The sequence below is a fragment of the Nostoc sp. PCC 7107 genome (assembly GCF_000316625.1).
Taxonomy (GTDB): domain Bacteria; phylum Cyanobacteriota; class Cyanobacteriia; order Cyanobacteriales; family Nostocaceae; genus Nostoc_B.
This window is the reverse complement of the sequence record NC_019676.1, coordinates 4,001,627-4,023,024: the sequence shown is the minus strand read 5'-3', so window position 1 is coordinate 4,023,024 and position 21,398 is coordinate 4,001,627. Positions and strand designations below refer to the sequence as shown.

The window sequence follows — 21,398 nt, the reverse complement described above, 5'->3', positions numbered from 1 at the left end:
GTAACTGTAGCAACTGTTATGCGCCAAATCTGTGTATCCAGCAAGCAGAATACATCAGCATAAGTCATAATTTGTCACCATATAGTCAACTACTAATTGAAATAAATTCTCTACTATATTGTGTTTTCTGTTACTTCATACTATGATTAAGTTCTATTAAAATTAATTGATAATAATTATTATTAGTGAGAGTGTGTCTAAGATGACGAGCTAGTGACCTTAGAGGTTGTTTGAAAAGCGATTGGAAATCGCGCCTACACAGAAGAAACCCACCTACATGGGTTTGAAAAGCTTGATTTTGTGTTAGTCCACGCAGTTGGACTTTGCTTGTGTAGTAGCGAATTCTATTCGCCCAATACTTTTCTTTTCAAACATCCTTTACTGTTAAGCCGAGGATGTAGAAGAGATTGGAATAAACAAATCCTTACTACAGGAGGCGGTGTATGGCTAGACATACATCACTCTATCTGTGAATAATTAGTAGTCATTCATCGCGTTTATCATGGCTGATGTAGATAAACCCACACAGGCTGCTAATTCTTCTAAAGCCAATTGTTTCTGTGTATTACTATTGAGCATTTCTGTTGCTGCTGCTACATACTCAGCATTAGCAAGAATTTGTAGACTTTCGGGACGCTTGGTTTGAGGATTAAGGCCGGCAATACGCTCATTATCTGTCAAATTTTGCATCCTATAAGCTGCGATCTTAACGGCTTGACGAGCTTGGACATAGGCTAAATAGTGGCGAATAACAGCTAATCGCTTTTGTTGTTTAGCTTCATGCAAACGAGCTTGAAATATTGGTTTTTGTTCAAAAGCACTAATTAACTTGATGGGATCAAGAGTAATGCTAAAGTACAAACTACTTTCTCTTGCCTCAGATTCACTAGGAGAGTTGTAGTTTGTGGTAGTTAGAGAGGGAGATAATTCTATAGATATAACGTCCTGAAATGCACGCCATCCGGTAACAGATTTTGCCTCTAGTACTTCAGACGAATGCCTCTCGGCAATAGTAACTAATTGTTCAATAATTTTGATATCATTTTCTGTAATATTTGTTTGTAGTAATTCTAATTCATTTGCTTGTTTATGTTTCTGCTCTGATGCAATTGTAGGCAGAGAATAACCACCGATGAGTATAGCGAGCAAAGATGAAAAGTAATGCTTGAAAAAGCAATAGTCTTTGATGATGAATAGTTCTAAAACTTGCTCCATTTATGCAGAGTTTCTATCTAAATTATTAGGACTAACTCCGGATATGAAAAATCAAGGGTTTGGGGAGATTGTGAATTGATGGCTTATTCGATACCAAACTATTGATTAAATTTCTTTAATAAAATTTCCTTGCTTGTTAAAGCGATCGCAGTTTGTGCATTAATGGCAATTGCTTATATTCTTGGTGTGTTGTCTTGATTTGTGAGAGAATATGCAGTAACTGTAACAACTCTTGCATCCAAGTAACAGAAAAAACAATCAAAAATAATTCAAACGTTGTACCTAGTCTATACCAATAAGCCTTAATATTATTGAGACTTATTTGTATTTGAATTAAATTACTTTAACGATAATTGATGGATTCAAGCAAGAGTTAATACATTAATAAAAATTATTAAAAATGGATTTCTAATAATTTTTACATATAATGTCAATTTAATGGGAAGTTGCACATATCCACATCCCCCTAAATCCTTCTTTTGTCAGCAGGGCTAAAAGGGATAGAATTCTATACAGCTTCATCATTCTCAGTAATGAGTGCTGAGTAAGAAAAAAAGTACTCAGCACTTTATGCTTTTACGTTGGCAACAGTATTGACAAATTAACCAAAATCTTACACTCAAACTCTCATGTTTTCTTTTGTGAAAAATAAACCACAATACCCTATCCACTGGCAAAAAGTATCACGCAGATTCTTACCTTTTCTACTCGGAATTATTTTCATTTTAGTTGTTAGTAGTCAAAGTATTAGTTCTGTACCTAAATCCACAGAAATTCTGTGGGACACTTACGGTATACCCCATATATATGGAAATAACACTCCCGATGCTTTTCAAGCCTTTGGGTGGGCGCAGATGCAAAGTCACGGAAACTTACTACTGCGCCTCTACGGTCAAGCACGGGGAAAAGCTGCACAATATTGGGGAGAGGATTATCTCGAATCAGATAAATGGGTACTGACAATGAGTGTACCCAAACGAGCTAGTGCTTGGTATAAAGCCCAAAATCCCGCATTTCGTAATTATCTCAAAGCTTTTGCTAATGGAATTAATACCTATGTCAAAAAGCATCCCGATTTAATTGACGATGAAGTCAAAGTAGTATTACCAATCACGCCAGAGGATGTACTTAGTCACTTACAAAGAGTATTGCTGTTTACTTTTGTCGTCGATCCGGGACGGGTAGCTGATGTAACTCACACCAAATCTGCGCTAGGTTCTAATGGTTGGGCGATCGCACCAAAACGTTCAGCCAGCGGTAAAGCAATGCTATTAGCCAATCCCCACTTGCCTTGGGGAAATTTATTTTTATGGTATGAAGCTCAAATTATCGCCCCAGGAATTGACGCTTATGGGGCAACATTGGTAGGTATCCCGGTTTTAGCGATCGCCTTCAACGATAATTTAGGTTGGACTCATACAGTCAATACTCACGATGGTTGGGATATCTACGAACTCAAATTACAAAAAGATGGCTATCTTTTTGATGACAAAGTTCGTCCTTTTGAAACAACAAACTTTTCCTTAAAAATTAAGCAAAAAAATGGCTCTTTCCGAGAGCAAATTTTCTCCGTCAAAAACTCTCTTCACGGACCTGTAGTTAGCGCTAACAAAGGTAAAGCTTTAGCACTGCGCGTCGTTGGTCAAAACAGTCCAGGCATTTTAGAACAGTGGTGGGATATGTCCAGTTCCCAAAATCTCACCCAATTTCAGAAAGCATTGCAACGCTTACAGTTACCAATGTTTACCGTTATTTATGCTGACCGTGAAGGTCATATTATGCACCTATTCAACGGCCTAGTTCCGGTACGCCAACAAGGAGACTTTGCCTACTGGCAAAACATTATTCCTGGTGATACTTCTAAAACTCTCTGGACTAAAATGCACCCATACAGAGATTTACCCAGAGTCATCGATCCCCCTAGTGGTTGGTTACAAAATACCAATGATCCACCTTGGACTACTACTTTTCCTATTGCCATCAAAGCCGAAAATTATCCATCCTATATGGCACCACGGGGGCCAATGGGTTTCCGGGCGCAGCGTTCTGCCAGAATGTTAGCTGAAGATGAAAGTATTTCCTTTGAGGAAATGATTGCTTACAAGCATTCTACACAAATGGAACTAGCAGACAGAATTCTCGATGATTTGATTCCTGCTGCTCAAAAATCAGAACATCAATTAGCACGTCGCGCTGCTGAAGTTCTCGCCAAATGGGATCGTAAAGCCGATGCAAATAGCAAAGGTGCTGTACTATTTAACTTTTGGGTGGACGATCTCGATTTAAATACAGCATTTAGTACTCCTTGGAATGAAACATCTCCCCGCACCACACCGGATGGTTTAGCTGACCCTGAAAGTGCAGTCAAAACATTAGCAAATGTCGCCGCCAAAATAGAGCAGACCTATGGAACTCTAGATGTTGCTTGGGGTGAAGTTTTTCGATTGCGGTCTAGCAATATCGACTTACCTGCTAATGGCGGTGATGGAGAAAAAGGCATCTTTCGGGTAGTCACTTTCGCCCCAACAGAGGATGGACGCTTTCAAGCAGTTAATGGAGATTCTTACGTTGCTGCGGTGGAGTTTTCCCAGCCAGTCAAAGCCAAGGCACTCATGAGTTATGGTAATGCTACTCAACCGAGTTCGCCTCATGTTGGCGATCAACTGCAATTATTTGCCCGTAAGGGATTGCGTCCTGTTTGGCGTAACCGGCAAGAAATTACAGTCCACTTAGAAGAGCGTACAGTCTTCTAAGTTTTTTTGGTTTTCAGGAATCTTGCTTTATCTCATCTGAGTTTCCGCATTAATTAAGAACCCTTCATGGGCAGAAGCTATCAATTAGCAAACCGCTAATATTGTGTAATAATTTCCTGGATTTTTGCAAAAATCCAGGAAATTTCGCTATTTTAGGTGATTTATTAGTTAATTTTGCACTTCTAAGATAAATCTGGTTCACCTACTCCTGATTAGCTCATCTTGATTTTTACAAAAATTTCTCTTGAACTACTGAGAATATATTGCAATAAATCTGATAAGATATGCTCAAAGCCAATTTATTGAATATATATATCAATAAGAAAAGCAATCATATAGCTGATGCAAGATATTGCACTCAGAGACTAAAATTTACGGCTGCACAGATAATAGCCTTTGTTTTTCTCCTAATTGGCTCAGAAAGACTTAGCTTGTATTGCTTTCTCATGCCTATGTCTAGGCATTTATTAATTATCAATGGCAATTCGTTCTTCTAAATATCAGGTGTCAAGATGTCGAAAAAAATTGGTTTATTCTATGGTACTCAAACTGGTAAAACTGAATCTGTGGCAGAAATTATTCGGGATGAGTTTGGCAAGGGTGTAGTGATACTACATGATATTTCTCAAGCAGATGCTACAGATTTTGATGAGTATCAATGTTTGATTGTGGGCTGTCCTACTTGGAATATTGGTGAATTGCAAAGCGATTGGGAAGGCTTTTTTCCAGAATTAGATGAGATAGATTTTAGTGGTAAATTTATTGCCTATTTTGGCACTGGTGATCAGATGGGATATGGCGATAATTTTCAGGATGCAATGGGAATTTTGGAAGAAAAAATTTCCCAACGCGGAGGGAAAACGGTGGGCTATTGGTCAACTGATGGATATGATTTTAACGATTCTAAAGCATTAAAAAATGGCAAGTTTGTAGGGTTAGCTATTGATGAAGATAATCAATCTGATTTAACGGATGAACGGATAAAAGAGTGGGTATCTCAGTTGAAGAGGGAATTTGGTTTGTAGTTTGATGATTCCCAGTTTTTATACCTGATGATTAACCACAGATGCACACAGCTAATTTTGTTTTTAAACGCAAATTGGCGCTGAGGTTGACGCGGAGTAAGGCTAAGTTTTGCAGACACAATGTGTGTATTTGTGGTATTTGATTTTGCTGAATTTTTGAGGTATGAGATTTTTTATGTCTGATGATATTGATGTTGTCTGGATTAGTTCTAGTCCTGCATTACAGCGTTTCGATAAACCATTACTACAATACCTATCGCAATATGCGAATGTGGCTGAGTGGGAATATCGCTCTGGTAAAGATGAAGGTAATTCGATTGATGAGGCGGTGGATTTATTGGATGAATTTTTATCAGAGTGTGCTTATCCAGTAAATTTAGCAGGTCATGGTGCGGGTGGTGCGATCGCTCTCACTTATGGGCGGCGATATCCTGAAAAAGTGCGATCGCTTGTTCTCTTAGCTGTAGCCCCTCAACCTGCAAATACTTGGCATGTCCACTATTATCTGCAAAGACAAGTATTTCCTATCAGTCGTGAGCAGGTGTTAGCAAATAGTGTGCGTCATTTGTTTGGAGAGCAACCACATAATACTACTAAAAAGTTAATAGCTGTTTTAAATCGGGATTTAGATCAAACCGCCTTATCACACTCTCTTTTCAAGTTTACTGAGTTACCTCAAGGTGGTGTCTCTATGCCAATGATTGTATGTGGAAGTAAAAATGATCCAATTGTGAATCCACCAGTATTGAAAAAATGGTTAAAACATCTGAAACCAGAAGATGAACTTTGGGAATGCCCCAAAGGACATCATTTTTTTCATTACTTTTATCCGCAACAAGTTGGTGAAGAAATATTGAATTTCTGGCAACCATATTATCTACAATTAATGAGCAGAGATACTCAATTATCGAGCATTTTGAGAAATTAATTAATATCTTTATAAGGGCGTAAATACTCCTGGATGGGGGATGTTTTTAACCAAGGAGTGAGTAGGAATTAGATAATTTCTCATTTTCTCCGCTCCTATACCCTTACACCCTCAAATCTGATTTATTAGATATATCATAGAAGTCTACATCTGTCAGGGTAAATACTTCCCTGTCTAATTTTTTATCTAACTATTTGACAGCGACAAAATTAACTATTGTCGTCTGTTTTTTGCTGTTAAACTAACCGTATTTTCTAATTGTTAAGTTTTATTATACTGCTTGCTATTAGGAATCTTTTTCAATAAATTAGATTTGTCAGCACCAGAATCAACAATTAACTTCAAGGACTAAATTCGCTATATTTTCTTCTCTTGGGAATCTTGAAGTTAATCAGTCAATACTTGAGTATTTCTAGCAACAACTCCTAGATTATAAACCAATGCAGACATACGATAATCCCAATGTCAAATATGATTGGTGGGTTGGTAATTCCCGTTTCGCCAACCTCTCTGGCTTATTTATCGGCGCACACGTAGCCCAAGCCGCACTTACCACCTTCTGGGCAGGGGCATTTACATGGTTTGAAATCTCTCGTTACAATCCTGACATCCCGATGGGAGAGCAAGGACTCATTTTGTTACCGCATTTAGCTATGTTGGGTATTGGTATCGGCGCAGGTGGTCAAGTAGTCAATACTTACCCTTATTTCATTATTGGAGCCTTGCATTTAATCTCGTCTGCCGTTCTGGGAGCCGGTGCGCTCTTTCATACCTTCAAAGCACCACGCAACTTAAAAAATACGCTTGGTTTTGCGCGGAAGTTTCACTTTGAGTGGGATGATGCCAAACAACTTGGCTTGATTTTAGGTCATCATCTTTTATTTTTGGGTATAGCCGCCTTATTGCTTGTGAGTAAAGCAATGTTCTGGGGAGGACTATACGACTCGACAATTCATGCTGTTAGAGTAGTGACAAATCCTACCCTCAATCCCTTGGTGATTTATGGCTATCAAACCCACTTTGTGAATGTTAACAACCTAGAAGATTTAATTGGTGGCCATATCTATGTAGGTCTAATTCTCATTGTTGGTGGTATCTGGCACATCCTGCAAGAACCTTTACCTTGGGCGAAAAAGCTTTTAATTTTTTCTGGAGAAGCGATTCTTTCTTACTCTTTAGGTGGTATTGCCTTAGCCGGATTTGTTGCAGCTTACTACTGTGCCGTCAACACCCTAGCTTATCCCGTAGAGTTCTATGGTGCGCCCCTAGAACTGAAACTAGGTGTAACTCCTTATTTTGCTGATACTGTTAAATTAGCCAATGGCGATTACAGTTCTAGAGCATGGTTGGCTAATGCTCACTTCTTCTTAGCTTTCTTTTTCTTACAAGGTCATTTGTGGCACGCGCTCCGAGCTATTGGTGTTGACTTTAGACAAATTGAAAAGTCATTGAATGCCATTAGTAGTGCTGAGTGATCAGTCGTTAGTCGTCAAATTTTAATCGCGATCGCTGAGTGATAAGGATAAGGTTAACGTGCTGAGTTTATACAAATAGCAGATTTTCTGTGAGTAAAGTACATAATTCAGTTTTTAAAGCGAAGTAGAAAGTCTATTTTGATGCTGAATTATGCTCCGACAAATCCTGAAGTTTGTTGTAACTCAGCACCTTTCTCAAGAGGATATGTAACAGTGGTAATTTCTACTGATAGAACTTTTGCGGCTAATACAAAATTACCTTGGTTAATTGGTAATGCTCGTTTAACTGATTTATCTGGGCAATTATTAGGCGCTCATATTGCCCATGCCGGGTTAATTATGTTTTGGGTAGGGACAACTACTATCTCAGAAGTAATTCGCTTTGTTCCTGAAATTCCTATGTATGAACAAAGTTTGATTTTATTACCACACCTAGCAACTTTAGGTTGGGGAGTAGGTGTTGGGGGTAAAGTTGTTGATACCTATCTCTATTTTGTGATTGGTGTACTGCATTTAATTGCCTCTGCGGTATTAGGTGCAGGTGGACTATTTCATGTGTTTCGCGCTCCGGCAATTCTGCACAATAACGGTGGCAGAGCAGCAAAGTTTCACTATGAATGGAATGACCCTAAACAATTGAGTTTAATTTTAGGACATCACTTAATTATTCTAGGTTTAGGAGCATTCTTATTAGTCCTAAAAGCTATGTTTTTTGGGGGCATTTATGATCATCATTTAGGAGATGTACGTCTGGTTACTAACCCTACTCTCAACCCCAGCACAATTTTTAGTTATTTAGTGGGGTTTAAAGATCATACATGGCATCCTTTAGGACTAGCCAGCGTTGATAATCTAGAAGATGTCATCGGTGGTCATATTTGGATTGCTGGAATTTTAGTTTTAGGTGGTAAGTAGCTGGTTGCAATTAAATATAAGATAAAGTGAGTTCAAAAACAGATGCGACTAGATGCCTGCTCCATTACGAGTGACATTAACAGATTTAGAAGATTTGACACTGGCTCAGTTGCGAGAAGCGACAACCGTTCCTCAACGCACACGAGATCGCGCCCACATGATTCGATTAAATGCTCAAGGATGGAATGTACCAGCAATTGCCCAGATTTTTGAATGTCACGAACATACGGTAAGAGCAACACTGCGGCGATGGCAGAGCTTGGGATTGGGGGGATTGTGGGAAAGAGCAGGACGAGGAGCAAAGCGTAAATGGCTGGAAGCGGACTTAGCATACTTAGAGCATTGTTTAGAGGTAGAACCCCGTACCTATAACAGTTTGCAGTTATCACAAAAGTTGGCTCAACAGAGAAATGTACAGCTCAGTCCAGACCGTCTGCGACGTTTGCTCAAAAAAAAGGCTGGAGATGGAAACGCACGCGTCATAGCCATAAAGGGAAACAAGATCCAGACAAACGAGAACTTAAACAAGCAGACCTAGATATCTTGAAGCAAGCGGCAGCAGATGGTTATGTTGAACTGAAATACCTTGACGAATCTGGATGTTGTCGTTGGAGTCCTGTCAGCTATAGTTACAGCCGTATTGGTAGCCAAAAACTCATGCCACAAGTAGGTAGTCGTGGTGGTCGTATTAGCATTTTGGGTTTATGGGAACCTCAAACCAGTTTTGAGTATGCCTTAGTTCAAGGTGGGTTCAAAACACCGCGTTACATTGAAGTGATGGATTTGGTTGCAGCTAAAGCACAACAAACTTTAGATGAAACTGGTCAAATCACTGTGGTTGTTCAAGACAATGGCTCCTTGCATCGGAGTAACAAAGCAAAACAACGATGGCAACAATGGCAAGAACAAGGACTATACTTGTTTTTCTTACCACCCTATTGTTCTCAAATGAATCGAATTGAGGAGGAGTGGCATCAATTGAAGACTCATGAAATTGCTGGACAGATGTTTGATAATAATTATGATTTAGCGATGGCTATTATTGATGGCATTGAAGCCAGAAGCCTTAAGGATGGATATGCTCTTGAGCGTTTTATATTTAATTGCGCCTAGCTACTTATATGGCATATTATCGTACAGCCATTTGCTTGGGTGAGAAGAATTTTACCAATAGAAAATGGTGAAGAAATTCTGGCTTACAGTTTACTAGGTTTAGCATTGATGGCTTGGATTTCTGCCAGCTTTGTGGGATATAACACTACAGTTTTCCCAACAGAATTTTACGGTTCCGAACGTTTATTAGCGACAAGTATCCAAGTTCTTCTAGGGATATTAGCCTTCATTGGCTATGCTTGGCACGCTTGGAGAGCGCGGACTATTTCCTAATCCTTTCTATTTTCCTCAACACTAGCTATTCTCAAGTTCCTTCCTTTGCCTGCGGTTTTAATTGTTTGACTGTAGGCAATTTCCTCAAACTTTTTGTGGAGTAACAAATAGTGATGGCTATAATTTTCTGTGCTTTATCAGCTTGGGCAATAATGATTTTATTGCTTTGGAGTATTTGGCAGACTCTTCAAAAAGGAATCATTTTTCTGTGGAGATTACATCAAATTCCTTGCCATAGTTGTGAATTTTTCACTAATGACCATCGTCTGAAATGCACAGTACACCCTAAAAAGGCTTGTTCTGAATATGCGATCGCTTGTCTTGACTTTGAGCCGAAAACTGCTGCTTGTAATGCTTGCCAATCAGGACGCATCTGGAAGTTAGGTAAAAAAGGCTGATCAGCAAATTAATTTTGTATGTGTAGAAGTTGGGAAGATTTGTATTTAACCTATTCTTAATTAACAATCATGAATACTAACTCTGATTTCCTGGCTGAATTATGCGATTTTCTCTATCCGCGCAATCCCTATCACGGACGGTTAAACGCAGAGTGTATGGCGTTTAATGCACATCTGCAAGAGTTTTCTCAACGAGTTAACTATATTTGTAGTCTACAAACAGGGGGGAAAATGTCTCCTGAAGAAGCTTACAAACAAATTCATCAACTTTGGAAGCAGTTGAAACAAATCAAGAAATCGTTAAAATTGGATAAGAAAAGTTGGACTCTGGAAGTTTTGATAGATGAGGATTGACAAGGTATTAAACAGGTATTTTTATAATAAACTCAGTACCTTTACCCAAAAGAGAATGGCAAATCAAGTTGCCACCGTGGGTTTGTTCGACTATTTGTCTGGCTATAGCCAAACCTAAACCTGTACCTTTACCTACAGGTTTAGTAGTATATAAATGGTCAAATATTTTTTGTTTCACTTCCTCACTCATCCCCTTACCATTATCAGCAATTGATATTTTTAACTGGTTATCCCTGACTGATGTAGTAATTTTAATGAGGTTGGGATTTGCTAGAATATCCTCAAAAGTGCGTCCTTGGTTAGATTCATCTAAAGCATCAATTGCATTTGCCAGGATATTCATAAATACCTGATTTAATTGTCCAGGAAAACATTCTATTTGAGGTAAATTACTGTAATCTGTAACAACTTCAATAGCTGGACGTAATTCATTAGCTTTGAGACGATGCTTGAGAATTAGAATGGTGCTATCAATGCCTTCATGGATATTAAATAGCACTTTGTAATCTTTATCAGCACGGGAGAAGGTGCGGAGACTAGTACTAATATTTTTCAGCCTGTCGCAGGCCATATTCATCGCATCAATCACCTTTGGTAAATCTTCTAAAGTATACTCTAAATCAATTTCTTCGGCATGATTTATAATTTCCTCACTCTTGTCTGGGAAACTTTCTTGATAGATTTTTAAATGTTCAAAAATATCAGCAATAGTAGGTTTAGTTTGTTGGAGACTAGCAGCAATAAATCCTAAAGGATTATTCATTTCGTGAGCGACACCAGCAACTAAATTACCCAATGCAGACATCTTTTCACTTTGGACGATTTGTAATTGGGCGTTTTGCAAGTTGTGTAATGCTTGTTCTAACTCTTGGGCATATTGTTGCGATCGCTCATATAATCGCGCATTTTCCAGAGAAATGGCGGCTTGAGCGCAGAGTAAGTTGAGGAGTTCGATGCGATCGCTGGTAAATGCACCTGTAACTAATCTATTTTCTAGATATAAAATGCCCAGCAACTTCCCTTGATGCAAAATCGGACTACACAGAATGCTCTTGGGCTGCTGACGTATGATGTAAGGATCATTCGCTAAAATCGGATTAAGCGTCGCATCCAGTAGCACAGCAGTTCGTCTCTCATTTTTGACTTTGTAAATCAGCTTCAGGGGAATGTCTTGGCTGTCCTCAATAGGAAGACGCTGCAACACAACTGGCTCAGAACCCACGATAATTAATCCTTTGATCAGTAGGCGATTGTCTTGGGTGTCTTGTAGAGAATAATCTCGCAACAGCATCAACACACATTTGTCAGCCCCCGCATTTTCAATAACAATATGCAACAACGATGCAAGTAGTTTTTTGAGTTCAATTTCGCTAGAAAGGCTTTGAGAGGCTTTAAGAATAGTAGTTAAATCTAAAGAATCGGAGATGCTTGTGGAAGAACTGGTGGAAGAACGCGTTCCCAAAGGGAAGACAGTTTCTTGAATTGAGAGAGAAGTACGAGTTTGTTGGAAGATAGAAACCAGTAGTTGTGGGTGGCGTTGTTCTAAATCAGTAACCTTGGCTTTTGCACCCCAGCGAGCATAGCCGTAATAAGCTTCAATCATATAGTCTTGGGCGATGCGCTCTCTGCCCCAATTGAGGTAAAATATAGCTGCTAGTTCGTTAGCTAAAGCTTCTTCTTGAATATATTCGTTAGCTTTAGCCCCAGAAATGGCGCGATCGTAATAATCTGCTGCTTCATAATTCTTGCCTAACACTCGACATTTTTCTGCTTCCACCAAATCAACCTTATGTTGATAATTCATCGGAGCATAATGCGCCCAGTTTTGTAACTGAGTTTGATTCTGCTCTACCCGTTGAAATATCTCTGATGCTGGTTCTGATTGCAAATTCACAGATGCTAAAGCAGTCAAAGAATCATAAAAATAAAATGTAGGTTCATATACTAATCCTTGAGCCGCGACTAAGTAGCGACTGCACTCAACTGCATGATTTTGAGCTTGTTCAATTTCTCCAAACAAGAAACAGAGCATGAGTTTATATGAATGGAACACACATAACTCAGCTATATCATTATCAGACATTAGCTGCGGCAGAATTTCCGTTTCTTGTACTGCTTCTCCAGACAGAATACAGGGATGTTCCCCAAAACCCAGCAAATTTAATGTAGACTGCCAAGAAAGGCGACAATGATTAGCTAGTGCTACTTGGTTCAGTTGTATCAATCCATTGTAGTAAGCACGAGCATTTTGTTCCAAAGTAACAAGAAGTTGATTACACCAAAAAGCAGCGTTACAAAAAGTACGGGCATGATATCCAGCAAATTTTATGCTACCAACTTCTAGACTAGTCATGTAGCCTTCTTGCAAGAGTGGGAGGGTATCTTTAATGTGAGATTTGCGGTGCAGAACGAAACCTCCCAGCACCAGAAGCACTTCTGGTTTAATAGCTTTAGCGTCAAATTTGGAAATGATTTGTAGGGATAATTGAGCAAATTCTGTGGCTGCATCTACATTTTTTAAAAGATTGCAGAGAATAAAGCCATAGTTAGCATAAGCAAATGCAGAAATGATTGTATTTCCATGTTGAATGGATAATTTGACTGACAACGCAATCAGTAATGGACACAAAATAGAACCAGAGTTGTAAGCTGGTGGGATGAGAGCATAGGCAATCTGGATAATTGCCAAGATTTGCCGATCTGTCATGACAGGCAAATCAAATAAATCGGCAATTTTTCTATCTTCTATTAGTTCATTAATCTCTTGAATTGATTGTTGAATATCTACTGGTGTTGGTGATTCGGCAAAAATTACCCCAAACTCTTGCAAAAGTTTTTGTCCAATATCAAGGGCTTCGACAGGCTTATTTTGAAAAACATAAGATTGGATTTTAATGCAGTAGATATTGACTTTTTCTAGCAAAGATTGTGCCTGGGCGATCACGCTATCAATCAACTTTTCCATTAACTCAAATTCGCCGCACAATGAGGCTATTGCCGCCGCTAATTCATGGAAGGCAAGTGTTATTTCATATTGTTGCTGCCAAGCTTTTTCTCCTAACAAATATAATCCGGTTGCGGCATATTCTCCTGCTGCTTGATAGGCGGTAGAATTCTTGGCTTTGCGACAAGCAATTAAATTAAGTTCTGCTAATTCATCTCGTTGTTCCTGTTGGGTAATTAAAGCAGTTCCATAATTTAATTGATTAACTACTTCAAAGATTCTCTCTTCTCTGAAGGCTGGGGAAATTTGTTGCAGCAGCAGTTGTCCGATTTGGTAGTGAGTTGTTTGTTTTTGATTGTTAGGAATCAGCGAATAAGCAGCTTGTTGTACTCTGTCATGTAAAAATTTATACTTTGCTAATTGTTTGTTAATATTTGACAATGCTAATTGCTGATGATCATCGCCTTGATAAAACTTATAAACATCACTAATCGGTAAAATCAATCCCTCTTGCAATGCTTCCCATAAGTTTGCCGCCGTTTCAATCTCTGATTGTTCTAAAACAATTGCCAAAGTTGCTAAATCAAACTGATTGCCAATACAAGCCGCTAACTGTAAGAGATATTGAGTTGCTGGCAGTAGTTTTCGCAATTGAAAAACCATAAAAGTTACAATATCATCTGTAACTGCTTGAGTTTTTAATTGTGCAATATCACATTGCCAATAGCCTAACTCTAAATTAAATTTAATTATATTTTCTTGATGTAATGCTTTAAGAAATTGGTTGCTAAAAAATGGATTGCCTTTGGTTTTTTGATAAATTAATGCAGAAATATTACATGCTAAATTTTCTGGACATTTAATTGTATCCGCAACCAAATAATTGATTTGTAATTGGCTTAAAGGTGTTAAAATAATGGTTTGAATTTTTGCTGATGTTTTTTGAATTTCACTCAAAGTCAATAGTAATATATGACCAGAACGAACTTCATTATCACGATAAGCACCAATAATCAACAGACGACTTGTATCAGCCATTAATAGCTGAATTAATTTCAGCGATGCGGAATCTGCCCATTGCAAATCATCTAAAAATATCACTAAGGGCTGTTCAGCATTGGTAAAGACTTGAGTGAATTTTTGAAATAATAAATTAAACCGATTTTGGGCAGCTATTCCTGATAATTCTGTAGCTGGTGGTTGTTGTCCAATAATGATTTCTATTTCAGGAATAACATCAATAATTACTTGGCCATTTTCGCCAATAGCTTCTAGTATTTTGAGTTTCCATTGCTGAATTTGTATATCACTTTCTGTTAACAATTTCCCAATTAAATCGCGAAATGCTTGCACAAAAGCACTGAAGGGAATATTGCGTTGAAATTGGTCATATTTACCTTTGATAAAATAACCACGTTGCCGCACAATGGGTTTATGAACTTCGTTGACGACGGCGGTTTTACCAATTCCAGAAAATCCAGCCACTAGCATCATTTCTGTTGCGCCAAGACTGACTCGCTCAAATGCTTGCAGTAAAGTTTCTGCTTCGGTTTCTCGTCCGTAGAGTTTATCGGGTATGATGAAGCGATCGCACACATCCCTAGTAGCAATTTCAAAGTCTTCAATCTCACCAGTTTCTTTTAGTTGATGTAAACATTTTTCTAAATCAAATTTCAATCCTAATGCACTCTGATATCTATCTTCAGCATTTTTCATCATCAGTTTACTGACAATTTCTGAGAGAATTGCCGGAATCTGTGGGTTAATTTTATCTACTAAAGGTGCTGTTTTCGCAAGATGAGAATGTACCAATTCCATCGCATCATCAGACTGGAATGGTAACTCACTCGTGAGTAATTCATAAAAAGTTACACCGAGGGAATAAAAATCTGTGCGATAATCTATTCCTCGATTCATTCTTCCTGTCTGTTCAGGAGATATATAAGCTAGTGTTCCTTCCAACACATTAGGGTTAACAAGGGTTTGCGTTTCTCGTGGTAGAAGTGATGCAATGCTAAAGTCAATTAATTTTACTTGTTTGGTTTCAGGATTAATTAAGATATTGCTGGGTTTGATATCTTTATGAATAATGCGATTTTGATAGAGAATATCTAAGGTGTTGCACAGTGCGATCGCAATTTCTAAAAACTCCTCTAGAGATGTAACACTCTGATATTTACTGAAATAATCCTTCAGAGAAATTCCGCCAAAATCCTCCATGACTAACATATAGCCGTTTTGAAAAGGTTCTAGGCTATCAGTTTGGATAATCAAGGGTGAGTTGAGATTTTTCCCAATAGTGTATTGATTGCGAAACAACAACAGTTCGCTAAAGCTAGGATAAGGATTTTTCAGCAGTTTTATTACTACTGGTAGTGAATCACTTTCTCTAACTGCGCGATAAACCAGCGTTCTCGAACCATTGTAGAGTTCTTCAGTAATGCGATATCCGGGAATACTAACAAGGTTGCTTAACATATTGCGCTGATCCTGATGATTTCTGGATCTAGTATTCCCAGATAGCTGAAGTTATCTGTAAATCAGAAATACAATTTACAGGGGTATTTCAATAATAAATTCAGTACCCTCACTCTTAATAGATTCGCAAGACAACTTTCCAGCGTGGGTTTCTTCGACAATTTGTTTAGCTATAGCCAAGCCTAAACCCGTACCTTTACCTACAGATTTCGTAGTGAATAAATGTTCAAATATTTTTTGTTTCACTTCTTCACTCATCCCCTTTCCATTATCAGCAATGGAAATTTTCACAGATTTATCTGCTATTGATGTGGTAATTGTAATTTGGTTAGGATGAACTTTAATTTCCTCGAAATTACGTCCGTGATTGGATTCCTCTAATGCGTCAATTGCATTGGCTAAAAGATTCATGAATACCTGATTTAATTGACCAGGGAAACATTCAATTTGAGGTAAATTACCATAATTTGTAACAACTTCAATAGCGGGACGTTGTTCGTTAGCCTTGAGACGATGTTTCAAAATTAAAATTGTGCTATTAATACCTTCATGAATATTGAAAGGCACTTTGTAATCTTGATCGGCACGAGAGAAAGTACGTAAACTGGTGCTGATGTTTTTGAGGCGATCGCACGCCATAGACATGGAATCAATCATCTTGGGCAAGTCTTCTAAGGTATAATCCAAGTCGATTTCTTCAGCATGGTCTATAATTTCATCGGCTGGATTTGGTAGATTTTCTTGATAGAGTTTCAAATGTTTAACAATATCAGCCAGGGTAGGTTTGGCTTGTTTGATACTAGCAGCAATAAAACCGAGAGGATTATTCATTTCGTGAGCTACACCAGCAACTAAGTTACCCAATGCAGACATTTTTTCACTTTGCACCATTTGTAATTGGGCGTTTTGCAAGTTGTGTAATGCCTGTTCTAATTGTTGGGCATTTTCTAGCGATCGCTCATACAGCCGCGCATTTTCCAAAGAAATCGCGGCTTGGGCGCAGAGTAAGTTGAGTAATTCCACGCGATCGCTTGTAAATGCCCCCGTCGCTAAATTATTTTCTAGATATAAAATGCCTATCAACTTCCCTTGATGCAAAATCGGGCTACACAAGATACTTTTGGGCTGCTTACGGATGATATAGGGGTCATTGGCTAAGGTGCGATCGGCACTTGCATCAACTATTACAGCAGTTTGCTTGTCATGCAAGACTTTGTAAATCAGTCTGTGGGGAATGTCGTGGCTATCTTCAATGGGAATACGCTGCAAGACAACTGGCTTTGAACCTGTGGTAATTGACCCTTTGATTAACAGGCGCGAGTCTCGCATAAGCATGAACACGCATTTATCAGCCCCCGCATTTTCGATGACGATGGTCAGCAACGATGAAAGTAGATTTTCCAGTTCGATTTCACCGGAAATAGTATGAGAAGCTTTGAGAATAGTAGCTAAATCTAAAGCCACAGAAACATTACTACTGGATATGGCCGAACTGGTGGAGGTGACACTACCCAATGTGAACAGAGTTTCGTGAGTGGAGAAAGGAGAACGGGTTTGCTCTAATATAGGTGTAAGTAGTTGCGGATAGCGAGTTTCTAGGTCAGCTACTTTGGCTTTTGCACCCCAACGAGAATATGCATAATAGGCTGCAATCATGTATTCCCCGGCTATGCGCTTTTTGCCCCAATCTAGGTAGAATTTTGCTGCCAGTTCGTTAGCAAGTGCCTCTTCTTGGGTATATTCGTTGGCTTTGGCTAGAGTTATCGCCTTGTCGTAAAACTCAATTGCTTCGGCTTTTTGCCCTAACACTCGACATTTTTCTGCCGCTACCAAATCAACTTTATGTTGATAATTCATGGGTGCATGATCCGCCCATTGCTGTAATTTGGTTTGGTTTTCTATGACACTCTGCAATGCTTCTGATGTTTCATCTAACTGTGGATTTAATTGTGCCAGAGTTAGCAGAGAATCATAAAGATAAAATACTGGTTCGCTGACTAATCCCGCACCAGCCATAAAATAGCGCCTGACTTCAATAGCATGATTTTTCGCTGGCTCAATTTCTCCAAACAAGAAACAAAGCATTAGTTTATACAAATGGAAAATATACAATCCATATCCATCTTTGGCAGACTCTAGTTGCGGTCGAAATTCTGTTTCTTCAAGGGCTTTTCCAGACAAAAAAGTGGTATGTTCTGCAACACCCAGCAGATTTAAAACTGGCTGCCAATAAATCCGACAATAATTTGCGGTTGTCAATTGATTTATTTGCATCAAACTATGGCAGTAGGCGGAAATATCCTGCTCTAAGGTAGCCAAGGATTGACCACACCAAAAAGAATTGAGACAAAAACTGTGGCCATTATATCCAGCCATTACCAGGTTTCCAAATTCTATGGCAGTGGTGTAACCCTCTTGCAACAGAGGTAGTGTTTCTTGAATGTGAGAGTTGCGGTGTACAATAAACAACCCCAAGAGCATCAAAATCTCTGTTTTAGTGGCTTTGGCATCGAGTTTTGAGATAATCTGGAGTGCCAGAGAACCAAACTGTGTTCCTGTATCTATGGCTTGGAAGAAATTGCAGAGAATATTGCCATAGTTCGCATAGCCAAAAGTAGAAGTCGATGTGTTACCGTACTGAATCGAGAGTTTAACGGACAAAGTATTCAGCAATGGGTACAATGTTGAACCAGTGAGGTAAGCGGCTGGGCTGATGATATTGACAATCTTAAGAATAGCGAGTTTTTTGGCATCTCGCATCTGTGGCAAGTTAACCAAATCGGCAATTTGCCTATCTCCAATCAGTTCCTCGATCTCTTGGATTTCCTGTTGAATATCTGATGGTGTCGGTGTTTCAGGAAAGGTTATACCAAGCTGTTGTAAGATTGGTTGGGCGATCGCGATCGCTGATGTCAGTTTACTTTGGGAAATATGAGATTGAATTCTAATGCAGTAAACGTTGACTTTTTCAGGTAAGGAGCGTGCCTGTTGAATGACAATATCAATAAACTGTTCCATCGCCTCAAAGTTACCGTTTAGCATTGCTACTTCCGCAGCTAATTCATATAAGGCGAGGGTCATTTCATACTGCTGCTGCCAAGTATTTTCTGACAACAAAGATAATCCCACTGTCGCATATTCACGCGCTGCTTGATAGGCGGTTGAAGTTTTAGCTTTGCGACAGGCAATTAAATTGAGTCCAGCTAATTCTTCTCGTTGACTTGGTTGGGTAATTAAAGCAGTTCCGTGATTTAATTGATTGACGATTTCAAAAATCCGGTCAACTCTAGCTTGTGCGGAAATCTGTTGTAGAAGCAGTTGTCCGATTTGGTAATGAGTCGTTTGTTTTTGGTCATCGGGAATTAGGGAATAGGCTGCTTGTTGAACGCGATCGTGTAAAAATTTGTAGGTAACATTTTGAGACTTTTCTGGCGTAACGGCTTGACTTTCTGCCCCTACATAAAATTTATAAACATCACTGAGCGGTAAAATCAATCCTTCTTGCAATGCTTTCCATAAATTGGCTGCGGTTTCTACTTCGGAGTGTTCTGAAACAATTGCTAATGTTGTTAGATCGAACTGATTGCCAATACAAGCGGCTAACTTCAGAATATTCTGGGTTGCTAAGGGTAACTTCTCTAACTGCAACGCCATAAATTCTACAACATCATCGGTCAAGGCTTGTTGATTAATCTGGGACAGATCGCATTGCCAACAGCCTAACTCCAAGTTAAATTGAATGAGATTTTCTTCGTGTAGGGCTTTGAGAAATTGGGTGGCAAAAAATGGGTTGCCTTTAGTTTTTTGATAGACTAATTGTGAAAGGGGTAATGCCAAATTTTCTGTACTTTTTAGGGTATCAGCGACTAATTGATTGATTTGGGATTGACTCAGGGGTGTTAAAGTAATACTATTAATGACTGCTTGGTTTTTTTGAATTTCGCTCAAAGTCAACATTAATGGATGGGCTGGATTGACTTCGTTATCCCGATAAGCACCAATGATGAAAAGATGACCTGTATCAGCCATTAATAACTGCATCAACTTTAATGATGCTGAATCAGCCCATTGTAAATCATCTAAAAACATCACTAATGGATGTTCGGCGCTAGTAAAGACTTGGGTGAATTTTTGAAACAATAAATTAAAGCGATTTTGGGCTGCCGTTCCTGATAATTCTACTGCTGGTGGTTGTTCGCCAATGATTTTTTCTAATTCGGGAATGACTTCAATAATTACCTGGCCGTTCTCTCCAACAGTTTCTAATATTTGATTTTTCCATTGCTCTAGTTGGACATCACTTTCGGTTAACAATTGCCCCATTAAATCCCGAAATGCTTGTACAAAAGCAGAGAAGGGAATATTGCGTTGAAATTGGTCAAATTTTCCTTTGATAAAATAACCGCGTTGCCGAACAATTGGTTTATGAACTTCGTTGACAACGGCGGTTTTCCCAATACCAGAAAAACCTGCTACCAGCATCATTTCTGTTGCACCAAGGCTGACTCTTTCAAATGCTTCCAGTAGAGTTGATACTTCGGTTTCTCGTCCGTAGAGTTTGTCGGGAATGATGAAGCGATCGCATACATCCCGTTGACCAATTTCAAAACTTTGAATTTTACCAGAAACTTGTAGCTGATCTAAACATTTTTCTAAATCAAACTTCAGTCCCAACGCACTCTGATATCTGGATTCGGCATTCTTCGCCATCAATTTCATCACAATATCTGAAATCACCTGCGGTATCTCTTCTCTAATAACTGAAGGAGGTTGTTTTGCAATATGACAATGCACCAACTCCATTGGATCTTTTGATTGAAATGGCAAAACTCCAGTCAGTAATTCGTAGAAAGTTGCACCCAAAGAATAAAAATCAGTGCGGTAGTCAATTCCCCGATTCATTCTGCCTGTTTGTTCTGGGGAAATATAAGCTAGTGTCCCTTCTAAGACGTTGGGATTGATTAATGTCTGCGTTTCTCGTGGTAGTAAAGATGCAATACTAAAGTCAATTAATTTAACTTGTTTGGTTTCTGGGTTAATTAAAATATTGGCGGGTTTGATATCTTTATGAATAATTCGCTCTCGATACAATATATCTAAGGTATTGCAGAGTGCGATCGCAATTTCTAAAAACTCCTGTAAAGATTGTCCCCTTTCCTTAACTTCCCAATCCTTGAGAGAAATCCCCCCAAAGTCTTCCATCACCAGCGCGTAGCCATTTTGGTATGGTTGGAGGCTGTAGGTTTGGACGATCAGAGGAGAGTTGAGATTTTTAGCAATGGTGTATTGATTCCGAAACGACAAGAGTTCGTTAAAATCTGGATATGGATTTTTCAGCAATTTAATGGCTACAGGTAATGAGTCAGCCTCTCGGTATCCTCGATAAACTACGGTTCTCGAACCATTATAGAGTTCTTCGCTGATGCGATATCCGGGAATACTAACAAAGATGCTCACCATACTGCTAAATCCTTAGATTTCCAGGTTTAGTGTTCCCAGATATCTGAAGCGTGTTTAACATTAAATA

Annotated in this window: 9 protein-coding genes and 3 pseudogenes; 9 read left to right on the top strand and 3 right to left on the bottom strand. The window is 38.8% G+C overall.

The features are described from left to right. Window positions 1-477: 477 nt before the first annotated feature. Entirely contained in the window at window positions 478-1,215 is a 738-nt protein-coding gene (locus NOS7107_RS17325) for a hypothetical protein (protein ID WP_015114249.1), read from the bottom strand. 641 nt (window positions 1,216-1,856) lie between these two features. Here NOS7107_RS17325 and NOS7107_RS17320 point away from each other — a divergent pair. From NOS7107_RS17320 to NOS7107_RS17275, 9 genes and pseudogenes are all read left to right on the top strand, one after another. Next, window positions 1,857-3,968 carry an acylase gene (locus NOS7107_RS17320; RefSeq protein ID WP_253274450.1) on the top strand — a complete coding sequence of 704 codons (2,112 nt, stop codon included), beginning with the start codon at window positions 1,857-1,859 and terminating at the stop codon, window positions 3,966-3,968. A 512-nt stretch (window positions 3,969-4,480) separates the two neighbouring features. Beyond that, window positions 4,481-4,993 (top strand): flavodoxin FldA, encoded by a 513-nt coding sequence (gene fldA / locus NOS7107_RS17315; protein WP_015114247.1) that lies wholly within the window; start codon window positions 4,481-4,483, stop codon window positions 4,991-4,993. A 175-nt stretch (window positions 4,994-5,168) separates the two neighbouring features. After that, window positions 5,169-5,921 (top strand): alpha/beta fold hydrolase, encoded by a 753-nt coding sequence (locus NOS7107_RS17310; protein WP_015114246.1) that lies wholly within the window; start codon window positions 5,169-5,171, stop codon window positions 5,919-5,921. 440 nt (window positions 5,922-6,361) lie between these two features. After that, entirely contained in the window at window positions 6,362-7,396 is a 1,035-nt protein-coding gene (locus NOS7107_RS17305; RefSeq protein WP_015114245.1) for a chlorophyll a/b binding light-harvesting protein, read from the top strand. Window positions 7,397-7,609: 213 nt separating this feature from the next. Continuing rightward, window positions 7,610-8,305: pseudogene (locus NOS7107_RS17300) on the top strand (chlorophyll a/b binding light-harvesting protein); the annotation flags it as partial. A 58-nt stretch (window positions 8,306-8,363) separates the two neighbouring features. Continuing rightward, window positions 8,364-9,424, top strand: a pseudogene (locus NOS7107_RS27960) (IS630 family transposase). 6 nt (window positions 9,425-9,430) lie between these two features. After that, a pseudogene (locus tag NOS7107_RS17285) lies at window positions 9,431-9,697 on the top strand (chlorophyll a/b binding light-harvesting protein); the annotation flags it as partial. A gap of 113 nt (window positions 9,698-9,810) precedes the next feature. Next, entirely contained in the window at window positions 9,811-10,095 is a 285-nt protein-coding gene (locus tag NOS7107_RS17280) for a hypothetical protein (RefSeq protein ID WP_015114244.1), read from the top strand. Between the two features lie 69 nt (window positions 10,096-10,164). Then, window positions 10,165-10,449 carry a hypothetical protein gene (locus NOS7107_RS17275; protein ID WP_015114243.1) on the top strand — a complete coding sequence of 95 codons (285 nt, stop codon included), beginning with the start codon at window positions 10,165-10,167 and terminating at the stop codon, window positions 10,447-10,449. Window positions 10,450-10,456: 7 nt separating this feature from the next. Here NOS7107_RS17275 and NOS7107_RS17270 read toward each other — a convergent pair whose 3' ends face one another. Both NOS7107_RS17270 and NOS7107_RS17265 read right to left on the bottom strand, forming a co-directional pair. Next, window positions 10,457-15,871 carry an ATP-binding sensor histidine kinase gene (locus NOS7107_RS17270; RefSeq protein ID WP_015114242.1) on the bottom strand — a complete coding sequence of 1,805 codons (5,415 nt, stop codon included), beginning with the start codon at window positions 15,869-15,871 and terminating at the stop codon, window positions 10,457-10,459. Window positions 15,872-15,946: 75 nt separating this feature from the next. Next, on the bottom strand, window positions 15,947-21,331 hold the full coding sequence (locus NOS7107_RS17265; protein WP_015114241.1) for an ATP-binding sensor histidine kinase: 5,385 nt from the start codon (window positions 21,329-21,331) through the stop codon (window positions 15,947-15,949). Between the last annotated feature and the right edge of the window lie 67 nt (window positions 21,332-21,398).

Bases quoted from the DNA above. Each gene is read 5' to 3' on its own strand.
- NOS7107_RS17325 (WP_015114249.1), bottom strand. From the start codon at position 1,215: ATGGAGCAAGTTTTAGAACTATTCATCATCAAAGACTATTGCTTTTTC.
- fldA (WP_015114247.1), top strand. From the start codon at position 4,481: ATGTCGAAAAAAATTGGTTTATTCTATGGTACTCAAACTGGTAAAACT.
- NOS7107_RS17310 (WP_015114246.1), top strand. From the start codon at position 5,169: ATGTCTGATGATATTGATGTTGTCTGGATTAGTTCTAGTCCTGCATTA.
- NOS7107_RS17305 (WP_015114245.1), top strand. From the start codon at position 6,362: ATGCAGACATACGATAATCCCAATGTCAAATATGATTGGTGGGTTGGT.
- NOS7107_RS17280 (WP_015114244.1), top strand. From the start codon at position 9,811: ATGGCTATAATTTTCTGTGCTTTATCAGCTTGGGCAATAATGATTTTA.
- NOS7107_RS17275 (WP_015114243.1), top strand. From the start codon at position 10,165: ATGAATACTAACTCTGATTTCCTGGCTGAATTATGCGATTTTCTCTAT.
- NOS7107_RS17270 (WP_015114242.1), bottom strand. From the start codon at position 15,871: ATGTTAAGCAACCTTGTTAGTATTCCCGGATATCGCATTACTGAAGAA.
- NOS7107_RS17265 (WP_015114241.1), bottom strand. From the start codon at position 21,331: ATGGTGAGCATCTTTGTTAGTATTCCCGGATATCGCATCAGCGAAGAA.